This is a genomic window from Archangium gephyra, assembly GCF_049060025.1.
Classification (GTDB): domain Bacteria; phylum Myxococcota; class Myxococcia; order Myxococcales; family Myxococcaceae; genus Archangium; species Archangium gephyra_A.
In genome coordinates, this window is sequence record NZ_JBMEQQ010000002.1 from 2,011,421 (window position 1) to 2,028,753 (window position 17,333).

General features: G+C 69.9%; 14 protein-coding genes. 8 read left to right on the plus strand and 6 right to left on the minus strand.

The features are described from left to right. Positions 1–968 precede the first annotated feature (968 nt). Complete coding sequence (locus ACN28I_RS08725) at positions 969–2,111, minus strand: LamG domain-containing protein (RefSeq protein ID WP_420941621.1); 1,143 nt, start codon at positions 2,109–2,111, stop codon at positions 969–971. A gap of 198 nt (positions 2,112–2,309) precedes the next feature. On the opposite strand from ACN28I_RS08725, the gene ACN28I_RS08730 reads away from it, so the two are divergent. From ACN28I_RS08730 to ACN28I_RS08750, 5 genes are all read left to right on the plus strand, one after another. Next, positions 2,310–3,749, plus strand: coding sequence for a carotenoid oxygenase family protein (locus ACN28I_RS08730; RefSeq protein WP_420941622.1), 1,440 nt, complete (start codon positions 2,310–2,312; stop codon positions 3,747–3,749). A gap of 66 nt (positions 3,750–3,815) precedes the next feature. Then, positions 3,816–5,000, plus strand: coding sequence for an acyl-CoA dehydrogenase family protein (locus tag ACN28I_RS08735; RefSeq protein ID WP_420941623.1), 1,185 nt, complete (start codon positions 3,816–3,818; stop codon positions 4,998–5,000). Positions 5,001–5,022: 22 nt separating this feature from the next. Next, entirely contained in the window at positions 5,023–5,805 is a 783-nt protein-coding gene (locus ACN28I_RS08740; RefSeq protein ID WP_420941624.1) for a GNAT family N-acetyltransferase, read from the plus strand. A 367-nt stretch (positions 5,806–6,172) separates the two neighbouring features. After that, a complete protein-coding gene (locus ACN28I_RS08745) occupies positions 6,173–8,149 on the plus strand; it encodes a hypothetical protein (protein ID WP_420941625.1) in 1,977 nt (658 codons plus the stop codon). Beyond that, positions 8,146–9,507, plus strand: coding sequence for a hypothetical protein (locus ACN28I_RS08750; RefSeq protein ID WP_420941626.1), 1,362 nt, complete (start codon positions 8,146–8,148; stop codon positions 9,505–9,507). The genes ACN28I_RS08745 and ACN28I_RS08750 overlap by 4 nt, the downstream gene beginning before the upstream one ends. Positions 9,508–9,574: 67 nt before the next feature. Here ACN28I_RS08750 and ACN28I_RS08755 read toward each other — a convergent pair whose 3' ends face one another. The 5 genes from ACN28I_RS08755 to ACN28I_RS08775 are packed head-to-tail and all read right to left on the minus strand — an operon-like array spanning position 9,575 to position 14,215. Continuing rightward, on the minus strand, positions 9,575–11,779 hold the full coding sequence (locus tag ACN28I_RS08755) for a D-alanine--D-alanine ligase family protein (RefSeq protein ID WP_420941627.1): 2,205 nt from the start codon (positions 11,777–11,779) through the stop codon (positions 9,575–9,577). Continuing rightward, positions 11,764–12,399: an RDD family protein gene (locus ACN28I_RS08760; RefSeq protein WP_420941628.1), complete on the minus strand. Its 636-nt coding sequence runs from the start codon at positions 12,397–12,399 to the stop codon at positions 11,764–11,766. The genes ACN28I_RS08755 and ACN28I_RS08760 overlap by 16 nt, the downstream gene beginning before the upstream one ends. After that, the gene (locus tag ACN28I_RS08765) at positions 12,396–12,941 is read right to left on the minus strand and encodes a hypothetical protein (RefSeq protein WP_420941629.1); all 546 of its coding nucleotides are present in this window, start codon (positions 12,939–12,941) and stop codon (positions 12,396–12,398) included. The genes ACN28I_RS08760 and ACN28I_RS08765 overlap by 4 nt, the downstream gene beginning before the upstream one ends. A gap of 33 nt (positions 12,942–12,974) precedes the next feature. Next, positions 12,975–13,946, minus strand: a complete 972-nt coding sequence (hemB, locus tag ACN28I_RS08770) for a porphobilinogen synthase (RefSeq protein WP_420941630.1) — start codon at positions 13,944–13,946, stop codon at positions 12,975–12,977. Positions 13,947–14,005: 59 nt separating this feature from the next. Then, complete coding sequence (locus tag ACN28I_RS08775) at positions 14,006–14,215, minus strand: hypothetical protein (RefSeq protein ID WP_420941631.1); 210 nt, start codon at positions 14,213–14,215, stop codon at positions 14,006–14,008. A gap of 243 nt (positions 14,216–14,458) precedes the next feature. Between ACN28I_RS08775 and ACN28I_RS08780 the strand changes: the two genes are divergently transcribed. The 3 genes from ACN28I_RS08780 to ACN28I_RS08790 are packed head-to-tail and all read left to right on the plus strand — an operon-like array spanning position 14,459 to position 17,330. After that, positions 14,459–15,367, plus strand: a complete 909-nt coding sequence (locus ACN28I_RS08780; RefSeq protein WP_420941632.1) for an ABC transporter ATP-binding protein — start codon at positions 14,459–14,461, stop codon at positions 15,365–15,367. Then, positions 15,364–16,200 carry a hypothetical protein gene (locus tag ACN28I_RS08785; RefSeq protein WP_420941633.1) on the plus strand — a complete coding sequence of 279 codons (837 nt, stop codon included), beginning with the start codon at positions 15,364–15,366 and terminating at the stop codon, positions 16,198–16,200. Before ACN28I_RS08780 ends, ACN28I_RS08785 begins: the two co-directional genes overlap by 4 nt. After that, complete coding sequence (locus ACN28I_RS08790) at positions 16,200–17,330, plus strand: hypothetical protein (protein WP_420941634.1); 1,131 nt, start codon at positions 16,200–16,202, stop codon at positions 17,328–17,330. Before ACN28I_RS08785 ends, ACN28I_RS08790 begins: the two co-directional genes overlap by 1 nt. Positions 17,331–17,333 lie beyond the last annotated feature (3 nt).

Here is a 17,333-nt window from a genome sequence, read left to right on the forward strand (position 1 = left end):
CGCTGGCGGGTGGCGCACGCGGACGCAGAGTTGGAGGACTTCAGCGGCGCTGGAGGGAGGCGCACGGGGCTCCATGTCGAAAGCGCCCGCCGCCGCGGCGTCCCCGAAGAGGCGCGAGGCTATGTCCTCACGCGAGGCGTACCCGGCCACCCAGAGCAGCTCCGGCCGCTCCGGGTCCACCAGCACGGGGAAGGAAGCCTCCTGGGCCGAGAGGAATGTGAGCGCACTGTCCTCCCCGTCCTCGGGCGTGTCCTCCGTCTCGACCTGCTCGTCCTCCCGCCACTCTGGCGGAATCTCCTCCATGGGCGGCAGGCGCCAGGTGCGCTCCAGGGCGGACTGGCCCGCGTGCTTCCAGCCCCACTCATAGGTGAGGGTGAGCAACTCTCCGGCGCCCACTCCCTCCGGGACGTCCACCTCCACCTCCTCCCGGCCTGGCTCGGGGCTCACCAGCCGGGGCAGCGCCGCGGGCGGGTGGCCCCTGCGCGGCTCCACTCGCAGCCGCGTGCCCTCCCCCCACAGCAGCTCGCCCGCGGCAATGGTTTCATCGCCTGCCGTCACCACGAGGGTGCCGGGGTCCACCACCCGGAGGGAGAGCACGCCGCCTTGCCAGTCTTCCATGCGGGGACCGCGATCTCCCCCTCGCGCATGTGCGTCGGCCGAGAGCATCACCCCCACTCGTCTCGACTCCTGGCCGGCCGCGCTCATGCTGGTGAGAAGGTAGCTCGTAACCAAGAGAACCCGGAGGGTCTTCAAACAAGAGGGTTCTCGCACCCCAAGGCTCCGCCGCACACCCCACCTCGAGACGGAGCCCAAGCAGCCCTCCCCCGCCCCACGACTTCGGTACTCATTCGCCATGGCACTGGCCTTTCCCCCAAGGTGAAACAACCCTGAAGGATAGGATGCGGGATGCCCAACTACTTTGAGTGTGGCGCCGGAGCTTTGAGACGCGCCCCCAGCCCTCTCTGGCCCTACTCCGTGCCCCAGGTGGCATCGCGGATGAGGCCATGGTTCTCGCTGGGGGAGAGATCCCGGGCGAGGAAGCCGTCCCCTTCGTTCAACGGCCAGTAGCCGACGAGCCCCTGCTCCTTGCCCGTGAAGGTCCGGTCCTTGTCCGCGCGGACCTCCTGCTGGCCCCGGGGCATGTTCCAGATGCGCACGTCGCGGATGTCTCCCTGGAAGAAGCGCTCGCGCCCACCGCCCCGGGCACCAATGCCCCAGGTCGCGTCCACGAAGAAGGTCCCGAGCGTCCGGGGCGTGGAGGCCGCCAGCTCCCCATCGCGATAGAGGACCCAGCGGGTGCCGTCGTAGACCCCGGCCAGGTAGACCCACCGGCCCACGTCCGAGGAGGGGATCTCGGCGCTCGTGGAGAAGTCCTGCCCGTTGAAGGAGCCGACCTGGTACTTCCCGTTGTTGATGCGGAGGTAGACCTCGGCGAGGGGCGTGTTGGCGTGACCGTGGACCACGATGTTGCGGATGCCATTGAGGGACCGCGGCCGGATCCACGCCTCGATGGTGATGGGGCCGAAGAAGGTCAACTCCCTCGGGTTGCCCAGCTCGACGTAGGACTGCTTGCCATCGAGGCTCAGGAACGCCTGCTTCGCCGGGGCCTGCGCCTCCTGCCCCGCCTCGCCCGCGCCGCCGACGCCTTCGGCGGCTTCCTCACCGCCGCCGCGCAGCGCGAAGAAGGTGGCCAGGGTGATGACGAGGATGCCGGCGGCTAGCGCGAGCCACGCGATGGGCCACTTCTTCTTCGGCGCGGGAGCCTGGGGAAGTGGGACCTGGAAGCTCGCCGAGGGCCCGACGGTAAACTCCTCGTCGGGATTGGCCACGTTCACCATGGACAGGTGGAAGGCGTGCTGCCCCTGGGGCGTGCCGGGAGGAACGTTCACCTTCACGGTGTACTGGTGGGTGCCATCGGGAGGGAAATCGCGCTCGGACTCGCCCTCGAGCGACAACCAGTCCCGGGAGGCCGAGCCTTCCGGCTCGACGACGGCACGGCCCCGGACGGGCCGCCCCAGCGCGTTGGAGACCGTGAAGGTGAGCTCTCCCCGGCCCGTCCCATCCAGCCGGATCGAGGAAGTGGACGTGGTAATGGCGAATCCCCGGACCATGCGCGCCTCCCGTGAAGACAGGTGCTTGTCTTCCGACTCGAAGGTGGACAGGGACGGAGAAGGACGTGATGCCCAAAAGGGCAGGAGGGAGCAGGCCTGGCGGACGAGGAACCTGACCCTCGGCCCCTTGTCCCCGTCCGGCACCGGAAGTCATCATCGGCCGGCAGGGGTTTCCCCTGGATTGAACCTCCGGAGTTCATGATGCCGAGTGCCGCCGCGTCTCCCCTGCCCTCTCCTGACAAGCCGTCCTGGTTGAAGGCCTACCGCGACTTCACCGGAGACCACGGCTTCCAGCCGATGCGGGTGGAGGGACGGCTCCCCGAGGATTTGAAGGGCACCCTGGTGCGCGTGGGCCCGGTGACCTTCGGAGTGGGCGGGCAACGCTATGGCCACTGGTTCGACGGGGATGGGGGCGCGCTGGCGGTGCGCTTCGGAGAGGGCGGTGCCCAGGGAGCGGCCCGGGCGATCGACACCCCGAGCATCCGGGCCGAGCGCGAGGCGGGCAAGGTCCTCTACAGCAACTATGGGACCGCGGCGCCCTCGCTGTGGCGCCGGCTGTTCGGCGGGACGAAGAACGCGGCCAACACCTCGGCGATGACGTGGAACGGGCGGCTCTTCGCGTTGGTGGAGTCCACCCTGCCCACGGAGCTGTCGCTGGAGGATCTGCGCACGCTCGGGGAGACGACGCTGGAGGGCGCGGTGGGCCCGTCCTTCTCCGCGCACCCGCACCGGGTGGGCTCGCGGCGGGCGTCGTACAACTTCGGCGTGCGCTACGGGCGCGTTCCCCAGTTGGATCTGTACGAGCTGCCCGACTCGGGCCCCATCCGCCGCATGGGCAGCGTGCCCCTGCCCGGACTGGTGATGATCCACGACTTCATCGCCACCGAGCGGCACCTGGTCTTCTTCGTGGCCCCGGTGCGCATCCGCATCTTCCGGGTGATGCTGGGCCTGGGCAGCATCTCGGAGAACTTCGAGTGGCGGCCGGAGCTGGGGACGGAGGTGCTCGTCATCCCCATCGACGAGCCCTCGAAGGTGACGCGTTTCCAGGCGGAGCCCTTCCACACGTGGCACTTCGGCAACGCGTTCGAGCAGGACGGACGCATCGTGGTGGACTCGGTGCGCTACCCGGACTTCGGCAGCAACCAGTGGCTGGCCGAGCAGATGAACGGATGGGCCTCCACGGACGCGCAGGGCCGGCTGCACCGGACGACGATCGACCCGAAGGCGGGCACGCTGCGCACCGAGCAGGTATCGGACCGGCGCTGCGAGTTCCCCGGGGCCACGCCGCTGCTCACGGGGGCGCGCCACCGCTACGTGTACCTGGCGGCGCACTCGGGGCAGGAGGCGTGGCGAGGGCCGCAGGACGCGCTGGTGAAGGTGGACATGGAGACGGGCAAGGAGACGGTGGTGACGCTGGGCCGCGAGCACTACGCCTCCGAGCCCATGTTCATCCCGCGCCCGGGCGGCTCGGCCGAGGACGACGGCTGGCTGCTGGCGCAGACGTACGACGCGACGAGCGACCAGAGCTATCTGGCGGTGCTGGACGCGAAGGCCCCGGAGGCGGGCCCCGTGGCTCGCGCCTGGCTGGAGCACTTCTTCCCGTTCACCTTCCACGGCACCTGGGTGCCGGCGGCGTAGCGGCGCGGCAGAGGGGCCCGAGGCCGTCACTGGCTTCCCGGGCCCGGCTCCTCGTACGCTCCCGGAATGACGATCTCCTCCGCCGTTGCCGCGAAGTTCCCTGGAGAGCACCCGGTGCTCGCCTCCATCCGTGAACTCGCCCCCAGGGTTGCCGCACGCTCGGAGGAGATTGAGACCGCCCGCCGGCTGCCAGCCGATCTCGCCCAGGAGCTGGCCCGGGCCGGACTCTTCCGCATGATCGTTCCCGAGGCCTACGGAGGCCTCGAGATGCACCCGGCCCTCGTCATCGAGGCGCTCGAGACGCTCGCGCGGGCGGATGGCTCGACGGGCTGGTGCGTCATGATCGGCGCCGCCACCGCCATGTGCTCGGGCTGGCTCCCCGAGACGCAGGCGCGGGCCATCTACGGCGTCCCGGACGTCATCACCGGCGGAGTGGCCGCGCCCATGGGCCGCGCCGAGCTCGTCGAGGGTGGCTACCGGGTGACCGGGCGCTGGCCGTGGGCCAGTGGCAGCCAGAACTGCCACTGGCTGCTGGGAGGCGCGGTGGTGACGAAGGACGGAGTCCCCCAGATGCGCGGGCCCATGCCCGAGGTGCGCCTGTTCTTCTTCCCCAGCGCGGACGTGACGCTGCACGACACCTGGCATGTCTCGGGCCTGTGCGGCACGGGCAGCGGCGACATGGAGGTGCGGAACGTCTTCGTGCCCGCCGAGCGGAGCCTGTCGGTCCTCGAGCGCCCGCGCGTCGCGTCTCCCCTCTACGCCTTCCCCGCCTTCGGGCTGCTGGCGGTGGGCATTCCGGCCGTCGCGCTCGGAATCGCCCGCCGCGCCATCGACGAGCTGACGGCGCTGGCGAACCAGAAGAAGCTCGTGACACAGGGCGGCCAGTTGCTGGCGAAGCGGCCCGCGGTGCAGGAGGCAGTGGCCGAGGCCGAGGCGACCCTGCGTGCCGGACGCGCCTTCCTGCTCGAGGCGGTGAACACCACGTTCGAGGCCGGCTCGCGCGGTGAGGTGACGGTGAAGCACCGGGCGGAGCTGCGGCTGGCCTACACGCACGCCACGCGGAGCGCCGCGCGCGTGGTGGACCGGATGTACGAGGCAGCGGGAGGCACGGCCGTCTACCGCGCCAGCCCGTTGCAGCGCTGCCTGCGCGACATCCACGTGGCCACCCAGCACGCCATGGTGGCTCCGCCCACTCTGGAGCTCATCGGCGGCGTCCTGCTCGGGCTGGACGTCAACACCGTCATGCTCTGAGCGGCCATGCTAGCGTCGCCCCATGCCGACCGGTGATCTCGAAACCAGGAACGAGCGCCTCCGCGAGGTGCTCGTCGCTCCCCGTCGGGCCTTCATCCCGCTCCCGGATACGCAGGTCATCGAGCGTACCGGCTGGCTGCAGCTCGTCACCCCCTCGCTGAGGCAGGGCGGCCTCAACGAGGTGGCCTGGTCGGCGCTGGACGAGACGGAAGCCGACACCGTCATCGACGAGACGCTCGAGCACTACCGACGGCTCGGGCTGCGCTTCCGTTGGAACGTGGGGCCCGACAGCCGGCCCGCGGATCTGGCCGAGCGGCTCGCACGCCGGGGCCTGCGCCAGAGCGAGGTGCTGGGGATGATCCGCGAGACCGAGGGGGCACCGGCCGACACCGGGAGCGACGTCACCGTGGAGGTGGTGGACGAGCGCACGGTGGAGGAGTTCTCGCGGACCATGGCCGAGGGCTGGGAGATGGATCCAGCGCCGCTCGCCGCGTACAACCGGACCGTTCTCGCCGAATCGGGCCGTGGCCATCGCCTCTTCCTGGCCCGGTACCAGGGGACACCCGCGGGCACGGCGGGGCTCGTCATCTTCGAGCGCTCCGTGTACCTGCTCGGAGGCGTCGTGCTGCCCGCCTTCCGCGGACGAGGGCTGTACCGGGCCCTCGTCACCGAGCGGCTGCGCTACGCCGCCGAGCGGGAGATTCCCTTCGCCACCAGCCACGCCCGGGCGAACACCTCCGCACCGCTCCTGGAGCGGCTCGGCTTCGAGACGCTCTGCCGGTTTCCGGTCTTCTCCAACGACTGAGGCGCCCCTTTGCCGGTGAGCGCTGGCGCAGAAGACCGACGGAGTCATCGCTACCCGTATGCGCATCACCCTCGAGAAGCTGTCTCGCCCGGACGGCAATGCCTTTGCGCCCAGGTGGGCGCTACTGCTGCTGGGCGCCGTCCTGCTCACCACCGGCTGCGTCTCGCTGACACCGCCACGCGGAGTGCTTGGTACACAGGGCCCGAGTTCCCCGTGGAGCGCACACCCGACTCGCTCCTCACTCGCCTCCCCCGAGGCAGACGAGCCGCGGCGGTTGCACCGGTACCGCGGCGCCCGAGGCCTGGGCTCGGACACCAGGGCAGGCACGGGCGAGGCGGCCGTATACGCGGCGGCCAGCGGGGGGACCATGCCCCAGGGCCCCGCCACCTGCGGTGGCCAGGCCGTGCCCCTGGGCTGGCCCAACTTCTCTTCCGGCGATGCGGACGAGTTGCTGGCGCCCTTTCTCACCTGCACCTCGCCCGCCGAATTCGTCGTTCTGCAGCAGCGCGTGGACATGCGTCGGCTGGTGGAGGCGCTGGACGACTGGAGCGCGGTACGGCTGGGTGCCCTGGGGCCCGTGCGCGAGGACGCCGCCCACCTGCTGCAATACAAGCGCGCCGCCTTCCTCGTGAGCGCCACCGAGCGCTACGGCCCCTTCCACGCCGAAGTGTTCGCCCTCTTCGTGCTGCACTCGGCCCACGACGACGAAGTGGACGCGGTGCTGCGGCTGCTGGCCAAGAACAAGCGATTGGGGCAGACGCTGGCCCTCATGCCCGCCGTGCGCCAGGAGTTGGAGGCGCGGGGCCGGCCTCTCTCCCACCACCCGGAGAGGGCTGAGCAGGCCAGCGACGTCCTGCGGGGACTGGGCCGCGCCGCACGCGACGCGCTCGCCACGAGCCCGATGGTGGACGGCGGGCACTATCTGGAGATGACCGGGCGCTGGGCGCAGTTGCCCCCGCCCTACCAGCAGGCCGCCCACGAGGTGCAGCAGGCGCTGAGCATGCGTCACTTCTCGGCGGGCAGTGTGGCGCTGGGCACCTTCGACTCGATGACATTTGGGGTGCCGCTGGGCTTCTACTACCTGGTGGCGGGCACGAGCCATGGGACCTACTCCCTCTCCCAGGGCGAGTACGAGCAGGCCACGCACGAGCTGGCTCCCGCGTTGCTGCTGGGGACGCTGTATGCCGGAGGCAAGGGCCTGCGAGCCCTGTCAGAAGCCCGGGGGGTGGCGGGTGCCGGAATGCCTGCACTCGGCGGCCTCCAGTCGCTGGAGCCGCGCCTGCGGGGCCTCCAGGAGATGGCGCGGCAGGTGGAGGTGAAGCTGGGCGTGGAGGGCATGAGGGAGCTGGCCCGGCACATCCGCGCTCGCCGGGAGGCGGGCCATCTGGTGGCGGTGGGAGGAGTGGACGCGGCGCTGGCACTGCGCGAGGCCCGGGGCGATGTGGCCCGGGCTCAGGCACTCATGTCCAAGGCCAGACCCGGGGTCACCGGCGCCTCGGCGCCGAGGAGCGGGAAACAGCAGGGCTCCGGGCAGATGGCCGGTGTCGCGGAGCCCCTGGGGGGCCTGGCCTCGCTGGTGGACGAGGGAGCCGGCCTCACCCGTGAGGTGGTGGAGGCCCGGCTGGCGCTGGTGGAGTTGGAAGCCCCGGGCCCGCGTCTGCGCCGGGACGTGGCGGTGCTGGAGAAGCAACGTCCCTCGCCCGACGCTCCACCTCCCGGTGCGGAGGGCAACCCTCGTTGGGGTGAGTACATCGCCTATTACGAGAAGCGCCTGGGAGAAATCAGACAGGGCCAGGACGCCCAGGCACCGCTGCGCTGGGTGCGCTACGAGCAGATGTGGGGGGGGTTCACCCGGGGGTTGGCCTTCGAGCGCCTCATGGTGGCGCTGCTGGAAGCCGATGCCGCCTTGCCCCAGGCCCAGCGCCGCTTCCTGGGCGCCTTCATCCAACCTCGCATTCACAAGTACGTGGGCGTGAAGAAGCCGGAGAGCGGCCTGCGCTATGCGGATGTGCTCGTCATCGAGGAGGGGGGGTCCTCCGGAGGTTCCCCTCGCGTCGAGACGTTCAGCATCAAGAGCCGAAGCCTCTCGGAGCTGAAATACGAGGCATTTGCAGCTCAGATGATCGCGGACGCGAGGGAAGCTCTCCAGAAGTACGGCGGGACGCTCGACATCCGCCGGGACTCCCTCCAGCCTCTCCTGCGTCAGGGCAGCCAGGTGCCCGTCCAGCGGGTCCGCCTCGTCTACGAGGGAGGTGTGCTCAAGCCCGGGAATGTAAAGGACTTGGAGAGAGCCGTGGAAAAAACCAGGAGCGAAGTTCCGGGAGTGGAGGTGCTGTTCCAATGAAGGTGGTGGAGTTTCACGATTCGAAGGACGAGGACTACCTCTGGCTTTCTTTCGACGGCGCCTTTGACTCACAAGTGGCACTCGAGAGCGAGTTGGCGCCCTTCTTCCACGCGCTCGAGGCGTACGCCGGCGGGTGGATGCCGGATGTCGTCAACGGCAAGCGGCGACGCAAATACGTCCGGGCCGCCATCTGGAAGGCACTGGAAGAGCGGCGCGATGGGAACAGCACGGCCCTCGGACTCTACCGGACGAAGTGGCCCGCGTTGGACATGTCACTCTGGCTCTGCCTCCCCCCCCGGCCTCCCACGCTGGAGGTCTGGTTCAAGGCGAAACCGCTCTCCTTCTTCGCGGAGGCGGAGCGCTGCCACCACTTCGTGGAGATGGTGCGCGCCTGGGCCTCTCACTACCCGGTCTCCCATGCCGTCGCTCACAGCAGCGATGACGCGACGTTGGCGGACTACTCCTCCTTCGGCCGCGATGACGAGACTCGGCGAAGAGACGGCTTCGACAAAATCTACGAAGTCTTCTGGCTCAACGTCTTCGGCCCAAAGCTGGTGGAGTCCGTCGGCCGCGAGCGCATGCTGTCCACGCCGGCCTGGCGGGTGGAGGAGTTGCCCAACGGCTGCGTCCTCCTGGTGACGCGGCCCACCGCCACGGACTTCGCCAGCGACGAGGCTCGCCTTGCACAGGCTCGCGCCCACTGCCACCTCCGGCCGGATCTGGATTTCACCACCGTGCTGCGCACCCTCCGCGAGCGGAGCGCCGTGCTCGCCCCCGTGGAGCCCCGCTTCCACCCGGATCTGGCGCCGCTCCTCCAACGCGTGGCGGACCACACCGCCAGTCACGAACGCCAGCGCAGGATCGCCGGATTCAACGCGTGGCAGCCGCCCGAGCCCGAGGAGTGGCGCCCCGCCAGTTCCGCCCTGCCCCCGGACGTGGAGAACCCGGAGCGCGCCCTCGAACACTACAGCTACCTCGCCGAGCTCCTCGTGGCCCTGCTGCACACCAAGGTGCCCTCCATCTTCGACGCCACGCCCGAGTCCCTCACCGACGCCGACTTCCACTTCTGGCGCGAAGACTTCCCCACCCGGTACCTGCGCGAAGTCATTGACGAGCGCGCGGTGCCCTCCATCGGCGCCTACCTCGGTGAGGTGCTGGTGCGCAACCTGGGTGGCCGGTGGATACCGCGCGAGAAGCTCGAGGAGGCCCAGGTGCTCGTGGGCAACCGCGTCTGGTTGCCCTTCGTCCGCGCACGCCACTACATGAGCTCGCGCCAGGCCCTGCTGGACTTCTCCCTCACCCGCCTCTACCGCGTGGCCGAGCGGCACCGGACTCCCCTCCCGGCAGACGGGAAATGAACGAAGGGCCCGGCCCCCGAGGTCTCCCCGGGATGCCGAGCCCCTGGCACCACACTTCAGTCCTGTCTCAGTGGGCCTTCATGTCCATGCGGACCGGGCCCTCACCGGAGGAGGACGAGCCGGAGCCCGAGGAGCCCGTCACGGGCACGGCCCCGGGCTTGTCCTCGGCCATGGCGGCCTTCTCCAGGGAGGCCTTCTCCATGGCCAGCTTCATCAGCGCGCTCTCGTCGGCGGCGCGGCGGGCCTCGCGCTCCTTGTAGCGGCGGATGGCCGGGGCCATGATCTCGCCGATGAGGCCCCGGTAGTCCATGCCGGCACCCTGGGCAATCAGCACCAGGTCGCTCCACCCCGGCGTGAGACCCGGCAGCGGGTTGCACTCGATGAAGTAGATGCGGCCCTTGTCGTCCATGCGGAAGTCGATGCGCGCCACGTCGCGGCACCCCAGCGCCATGAACGAGCCACGCGCCGCGGCCCGCAGCTTCTCCAGCAGCGCGGGCTCCAGCTTCGCCGGCGCGTCGTAGCGGATGCGATCCGTCCAATCCAGCTTGTGCTCGAAGCTGTAGATGGGCGTCTTGTCCGCCTTGTCCAGGAAGACGATCTCCATCGGCGGCAGCACGCGCGGGCGGCGCTCGCCCAGCAGGCCCACCGTGAACTCCCGCCCGCCGATGTACTCCTCGATGAGCGCCGGCTGCTGGTACTTGGTGACGATCTCCTTCACCACCTCGCGCAGCTCCGCCTCGTTGTGGCAGACGCTCTTGCTCACCACGCCCTTGGAGGAGCCCTCGGCCACCGGCTTCACCATCAGCGGGAAGCTGGTGAAGTCCTTGTTGAGCCGCTCCTTGCCCGTGTGCATGAGCTGGAAGTTGGGCGTGTGGATGCCCGCCTGGCGGACGATCTTCTTCGCCAGCGCCTTGTCCAGCGCGATGGAGAGCGTGGCCGGATCCGAGCCCGTGTACGGGATGTCCAGCAGCTCCAGCATGGCCGGCACCTGGCTCTCGCGGTTGCGGCCCTTGAAGCCCTCGGCGATGTTGAAGACGATGTCCAGCGGCGTGCTGGCCAGCACGCTGGGCAGCTCCGCCGTGGCCTCCAGGTCCACCACCTCGTGGCCCCACGAGGCAATGGCCTCGCGGATGGCCTGCAGCGTGGTGGGCGAGTCGTACTCGGCCTCGCTGTCCTCCACCGCCTGGCCGTCCAACACCGGCTTCACGCGCTTGACGTTGTAGGTGAAGCCCACGCGCAGCGGGCCCGTCTTGCGCGCCGGCTTGCCCTGGCGCTTGCCGTCCTTGATCTTGTTGCGCCGCGCCGCGCTCTGGATGATGGCGCCCACCACCCCGTCCAGGTGCACGCCCTCCAGGGCCGCGGCGGCGTAGATGCCCGCGCCCGGCTCCAGGCTGGGCAGCGCGTTGATCTCCAGGAAGTACGGTACGCCCGCGTTGCTCAGCCGGAAGTCGATGCGTCCCAGATCCCTGCAGTCGAGCGCCTGGAAGATCTTCTTCGACATGGTGCGCATCTCCTCGGCCACCTTCGGAGGGATGTTGGCCGGGGCGCGCACCTTGACGGCGTTCTCCTTCTTCGTCTTCAGCTCGTAGTCGTAGATGGCGTACTTGCGGCCGGCGATGGCGGCCGGATCGATGTCGTACTCCGTCGGGCTGAGTACGCCGTCATGGTCGTTCTGCACCGCCGCCAGGTACGGGACGGTGATGTCCACGCCGCTGATGAACTCCTCGACCAGCACCCCGGCCGGGTAGCGCGCCAGGGCCTGGGCCACCTTCTCGCGGGCCTGCTCCACCGTCTCGGCCACCGAGTCCTGGGTGATGCCCTTGGAGGAGCCCTCGAAGTTGGGCTTGATGATGACGGGGAAGCGCAGATCCTCGGCCTTGAGCTCGTTGAGCTTCTCGACGAACTGCCAGCCGGGGGTGCGGATGCCGTGCTTGGAGAGCACCAGCTTGGTGAGCTGCTTGTCCAGCGTCACCGCCAGCCCGTACGCGTCCGAGCCCGTGTAGGCGAAGCCCAGCTCCTCGAAGAGCGCCGGGTAGAAGGCCTCGCGGAAGCGGCCGCGGCGGCCCTCGGCGATGTTGAAGATGAGGTCCGGGCTGTAGGCCTCGAGCCGCGCGACGGTGCGGGAAGCCGGGCCGCTCACCTCGAACCGCTCCAGGCGGTGACCGAGCCGCTCGATGGCCGCGGCCAGGGTGTTCACCGTCTCCTGGGTATCGAACTCCGCCTCGTCTTCCGAGTCGGACAACCTGAGGTTGTAGGTCAGCGCGATGCGCAAGGCTTCCCCCTTCTGGACTTCTTGAAATGGCGGATCCGGCGCAGCCGGGCCGCGGACAAATACCTGCCTGGGACGCGGGCGGCCGTCACAGGTGTGCGTGCTGCAACCGTTGCTCCGGCGACGACCTTCCCGTCCACGACCTGCGTCTGGGCCCAGGTGTCACCCAGCCGCCAGCCGAGCGGATCCTTCACCACGCGCAGGGCCTCCACGCCGCCGATCACCACCAGCCCCGCGAGGCCCGCCACCAGCCCCAGGGGCGGCGGCATCATCCCCAGGAGGACGATGAGGGCCAGGGGCGCGTTGCGCAGGGTGCTGTCGCGGTGGCGCGCGGCCGATTGCGTGGGCAGGTGCATCACCTTCACGCCGAAGATGCGCTTGCCCACGCTCTGGCCCTGGAGCATGCCGTCGGCCAGCAGCAGGAAGAGCAGCGCCACCACCTCACCGGCGGCGCCGCACACCACGCACAGGCCCCAGGCCACCGCCACGTCCACGATGCGCGCGCCCAGCCGCATCCACAGCGAGGCCTTGGGATAGGGCGAGCCGGTCTGCTCGTCCCCGGCATGGACCACGCGCAGGCCGGTCCGGCGGGGGTGGGAGAAGACCTGATGGGAGGGGCTCACTCTTCGGGCTCCAGGATGAGGCCCCGCTCGGGGCGCTCGGGCTCGTCCAGGCCCGCGAGCTGGGCGAGCCGCTCATGGGCGCTCACCATGCCCGGGGGCCGCTGGTACGAGGAGGACGAGGCGGCGGCGTTGCCGGTGAAGTCCGGCGAGGCCACCAACTGGGCCGTGGGCGAGCCCGTCTCGGACATCTGCCTCAGCCGGCCCCGGGCGCCCTCCACGTCCTGGGCGGCGGGCTCTCCCTCGCGGGTGAAGAAGACGAAGGCCATGGCGGGACGCTTGGAGGACTCGCGCATGGCGAACTGCACCCCGTCCAGCGTCCAGCCCCGGAGGCTCCACTCATTCACGGTGCGCTCGAGTGTCCCCTCGTCCACGGTGGACAGCTCGACGACCTTGTATTGGAGGGGGCCCGCGGGACGCACGGCGGAGGCGGGCAAGGCGGTACGGGCGGCACCCGGGCGCTTGCCGGCGCGGGGGGTGCGCCGGGTCGCCGCCGGGGGTGCCGCCTTGCGAGACGGGGGCCGTTTCTTCTTACGGGTGGCCATGTGCCGATTCTGTAGAGACGCCGTGCCCGACCGTCAACCGAGCAGCCTGGCGGCTTCGAGTGCGTGGTACGTGATGATGAGATCTGAACCCGCGCGCTTGATGGAGGTGAGAATCTCCAGCATCAGCCGATCTCCGTCGACCCACCCGTTCTGCGCGGCGGCCTTCACCATGGAGTACTCGGCGGACACGTTGTAGGCGACCACCGGCACGTCCACCCGCTCGCGCACCCGGTGGATGACGTCCAGGTAGGACAGCGCGGGCTTGACCATGATCATGTCCGCGCCCTCCTCGAGGTCGAGGTCGGTCTCCTTGAGGGCCTCGCGCACGTTGCCCGGATCCATCTGGTGGGTGCGGCGGTCGCCGAACTGGGGCGTGCTCTGGGCGGCCTCGCGGAAGGGCCCGTAGAAGGCGGAGGCGTATTTGACGGCGTAGGACAGGATGGGGACGTCGGAGAGCTTCACCTCGTCCAACGCCGAGCGGATGGAGGCCACGCGCCCGTCCAACATGTCCGAGGGCGCGATGATGTCCGCGCCGGCCTGGGCGCACGTCACCGCCATCTGCGAGAGCAGCGGCAGCGTGGCGTCGTTGGCGACGTGGCCGCCCTCGATGAGGCCGCAGTGGCCGTGGTCGGTGTACTCGCACAGGCACACGTCGGCGATGACGAGCATGTCCGGGAGGGCGCTCTTGATCTCCCGGATGGCGCGCTGGACGATGCCCTCGCGCGCGTAGGCCTGGGAGCCCCGGGCGTCCTTGTGACTCGGGATGCCGAAGAGGAGCACCGCGGGCACGCCGAGCGCGTGGGCCTGCTTCGCCTCCGCGACGGCATGTTCCACCGAGAGGTTGAAGATGCCGGGCATGGAGCCGATGGGACGGCGGATGTCGCGGCCCTCGACGATGAAGAGCGGATAGATGAAGTCCGAGGGCGCGAGCGTGGTCTCGCGCACCATCTCACGGAGCACCGGGCTGCGGCGCAAACGGCGGGGTCGATGGATCGGATAAGCCATGTGCCGACGGTATAAACCGTTGGCGCGCCCCGGAAAGGAAATCGTCGGCTAGAGGCTGCTCACACAGCGGCCAGGCGCCAGCTCTCGTCGAGCCAGCTCCGCTGCCTGGACATGCGAGCGGCCATGCGTTCGGCGAGCTCCGCCTCGTGCACGGCGCGGGCATAGCGCGTCCGGGCGGCCTCGGTGTTCTCGTGCAGATCGCGCTCCGCCGCCGCCAGCTCCCGGCGCGCCGCGTACAGCTCCTGCTCCATCTGCTTGATCGTCGACATGGGGTGTTGCCTCCTGTGCTGTAACGCTTGTGCATACCCCGGGCCATGCAGTCGTCTTCCCGCAAGGGCGCGAAACCACGAAGGCCGGAAAAACTGGGAGCTCCAAGCACCCGGAAAAAAGGTGCGAACCGCATTACCCGGGTGCGCAGAGGCTCGCGCGAGCGGCCGGGACACGGGCTCGGATGGTGGCTTGTGTGGCGTGCAGGGCAATCGCGGGCCGGAGTCCGTCGTAGAGTGCTCATCGTGCCAGCCATCGAAGTCATTGGACTCCGTAAGACCTACCGGCGAGCGTTCCGCCCCGGACACGAGGCGCTGCGGGGTGTGGACCTCTCCGTGCCGGAAGGCAGCGCGTTCGGGCTGATCGGCCCCAACGGCGCGGGGAAGACGACGTTCATCAAGAGCATCCTGGGGATCGTCCAGCCGACGGAGGGGACGGTGCGGGTGCTCGGCGGCTCGCCCGAGGATCCGAGGATCCGGGCCCGCATCGGCTACCTGCCCGAGCGGCTGCACCTGCCGGGTGCGTGGCTGGCGCCGGTCTTCCTGGGGACGGTGGCGAGCCTCAAGGGGCTGAAGCCGGACAAGGCCGCGAACCTGCGCATGCTGGAGCGCGTGGGGCTGGGGGACGCGCTGGGCCGGCGCATCGGCGGGTATTCGAAGGGCATGCGGCAGAGGCTGGGGCTGGCGGCGGCGATGCTGGGCAGCCCGGAGCTGCTCATCCTGGACGAGCCCACGGACGGCATCGATCCGATGGGCCGGGTGGAGGTGCGGCGGATCCTCCAGGAGGAGGTGCAGCGCGGCACGACGCTCTTCCTCAATTCGCACCTGCTGGCGGAGACCGAGCGGCTGTGTGATCGGGTGGCGATCCTCGGAAACGGCAAGGTGCTGCGCGAGGGGCGGCTGGAGGAGCTGGCACGTGGCGGTGCGCGGTGGGCGGTGCGCTTCGCCCCGGGAGCGGACGCGGACGCGTTGGGCGCGGCGGGCTTCACGGCGGCGGGCTCCGAGGGCCAGTACCACGTGGAAGCGGCGGACGCGGCGGGGCTGAACGCGGCGCTGGACAAGGCGAGGGCGGCGGGAGCGCTGCTGGTGGAGCTCAAGCGGGACGGGCAGGATCTGGAGTCGGTGCTGGCGTCGGCCATGGGGGTGGCGGCATGAGTGGCGTGCTGGGAATCGCGGCGTACGTGTTGCGCGAGGCGGCTTCGCGCAAGTTCATCCTGGCCTTCCTGCTGGGCGTCACGGGCGTGCTGGTGACGCTGTCGCTGAGCCTGAAGATCGAGGTGGTGGACGGCGCGCTGGCGGCCTCGCGGCTGTTCGGCGAGGTGATGGACATCAACATCCGCGCGGTGGACGTGGCGCTCAAGCCGGTGTTCATGGCGGCGGCGGCCGTCGTCTTCTACGGGGGCATCCTGTTCGGCATCGTGTCGTGCTCGGACTTCGCGCCGAGCCTGCTGTCGCCGGGCCGCATCGAGCACCTGCTCGCCCTGCCCTTGCGCCGCTGGCACATCCTGGCGGGCACGTTCGTGGGGGTGATGACGCTGGCGCTGTTCGGGTCGCTCTACGGCTCGGTGGGGCTGGTGCTCATCTTCGGAGTGAAGACGGGGTACTGGACGGCGGGCCCGGTGATTGCCGCGCTGCTGGCGTGCGTGAGCTTCGCGGCGGTGTACGCGGTGATGCTGACGACGGCGACGATCATCCGCAGCGCGGCCCTGTGCGCGGCGCTGGGAGGCATCACGCTGGTGGGAGGCATCATCGCGGGCTTCCGGACGAAGATCGCGCCCTTCCTCGAGGAGGGGGTGAGCCGGGAGCTCTTCAAGGGCGTGACGCTGATGCTGCCCCGGCTGTCCTCGCTGGCGAGGGCGGGGATGGATCTGGCGGCCTCGACGCCGCTGGGGGTGCAGTCGCTGACGATGTTGCTGGTGGGAGTGTTCGTGTTCGGCCTGGGCGTGCTGGCCCTGGGCTTCTGGTGGTTCGAGGGGAGGGACTACTGATGCGGCAGCGGCGGCGTGGACTGTGGCTGGTATTCGCGGTGGTGCTGTTCGGCCTGGCCTCGTGGCTGATGCTCTCCGGACAGGGCGAGGAGGAGGCCCCTCCTCCGAAGGAAGTGGCGTTCCCGAAGCGGCTGCGGCCGGCGGAGCGCGAGCGCATGGAGAAGCGGCGCACGTACGTGATGCCGGTGGTGGATGCGGGGACCGAGGCCGAGAAGCAGCCGGTGCGGCCGAGCGATCCGCTGCTGGCGGCGCTGCCCCGGGGCAAGGGGAAGACGGCGGTGGTCATCGAGGCCAACGCCATCCGCCACTCGCCCATCGGGGAGATGCTGCTGGAGTGCCTGATGAACAAGGAGGGCGCGGAGCTGGAGCGGTTCAAGCAGGAGACGGGCGTGGACCCGTTCCAGGATCTGGACCGGATGGTGCTCACGGATGACGGCGTCATCCTCTCGGGCAACTTCGGGGACGAGCGCCTGAAGGATCTGCTCTCCAGCCGGGGCTCGACGAGCTACGACTACGGGGACGGGGCGCGGCTCTTCGAGCCCCCGGTGCCCCAACCGCGGCCGGATGGAAGCACGCGGCGCGGCGGGCCGCAGGTGGGCCTGTGGAACAACCAGATGCTGGTGTTCGGCCGGTCGGCGGACGGGGTGAAGGAGGTCATCGACCGGGTGGAGGGCCGCGGGCCGGACGAGCCGCCCGTCATCTCCGAGAGCAGCACCTACGGGGAGATGTACGGGGTGCTCTCGGTGGAGCAGCTCAAGAAGCTGTTCCCGAAGGAGCAGCAGGAGATGGCGGCGCGGCTGGCCGAGGTGGCGGAGAACGTGGAGCTGCACGTGGACGCGAGCTCGGACTTCGCGATGACGGCGCAGGTGAAGGGGCCGAACGCGGACAAGGTGACGGACCTGGGCAAGTCGCTCGGGGGAGCGTTGTCGCTGGCGCGGCTGCAGGCGCAGGCCGAGGGCAAGAAGGAGCTGGCACAGCTCCTGGACTTCGCGAAGGTGCGGCCGGACGGCAACGAGTTCAAGCTGGAGCTGGCGGTGCCGCTCGACGTCATCAAGGAGCAGCTCGCCTTCTGCCGCGAGCAGCAGGGCGCCCAGGACGAGAAGCCTCGAGAGGCCAACCCCACGCCGTAACGG

Coding starts and splice junctions, on each gene's coding strand:
- ACN28I_RS08725 (WP_420941621.1), bottom strand. CDS start 2,111: ATGGTCCGGGGATTCGCCATTACCACGTCCACTTCCTCGATCCGGCTG.
- ACN28I_RS08730 (WP_420941622.1), top strand. CDS start 2,310: ATGATGCCGAGTGCCGCCGCGTCTCCCCTGCCCTCTCCTGACAAGCCG.
- ACN28I_RS08735 (WP_420941623.1), top strand. CDS start 3,816: ATGACGATCTCCTCCGCCGTTGCCGCGAAGTTCCCTGGAGAGCACCCG.
- ACN28I_RS08740 (WP_420941624.1), top strand. CDS start 5,023: ATGCCGACCGGTGATCTCGAAACCAGGAACGAGCGCCTCCGCGAGGTG.
- ACN28I_RS08745 (WP_420941625.1), top strand. CDS start 6,173: ATGCCCCAGGGCCCCGCCACCTGCGGTGGCCAGGCCGTGCCCCTGGGC.
- ACN28I_RS08750 (WP_420941626.1), top strand. CDS start 8,146: ATGAAGGTGGTGGAGTTTCACGATTCGAAGGACGAGGACTACCTCTGG.
- ACN28I_RS08765 (WP_420941629.1), bottom strand. CDS start 12,941: ATGGCCACCCGTAAGAAGAAACGGCCCCCGTCTCGCAAGGCGGCACCC.
- hemB (WP_420941630.1), bottom strand. CDS start 13,946: ATGGCTTATCCGATCCATCGACCCCGCCGTTTGCGCCGCAGCCCGGTG.
- ACN28I_RS08775 (WP_420941631.1), bottom strand. CDS start 14,215: ATGTCGACGATCAAGCAGATGGAGCAGGAGCTGTACGCGGCGCGCCGG.
- ACN28I_RS08785 (WP_420941633.1), top strand. CDS start 15,364: ATGAGTGGCGTGCTGGGAATCGCGGCGTACGTGTTGCGCGAGGCGGCT.
- ACN28I_RS08790 (WP_420941634.1), top strand. CDS start 16,200: ATGCGGCAGCGGCGGCGTGGACTGTGGCTGGTATTCGCGGTGGTGCTG.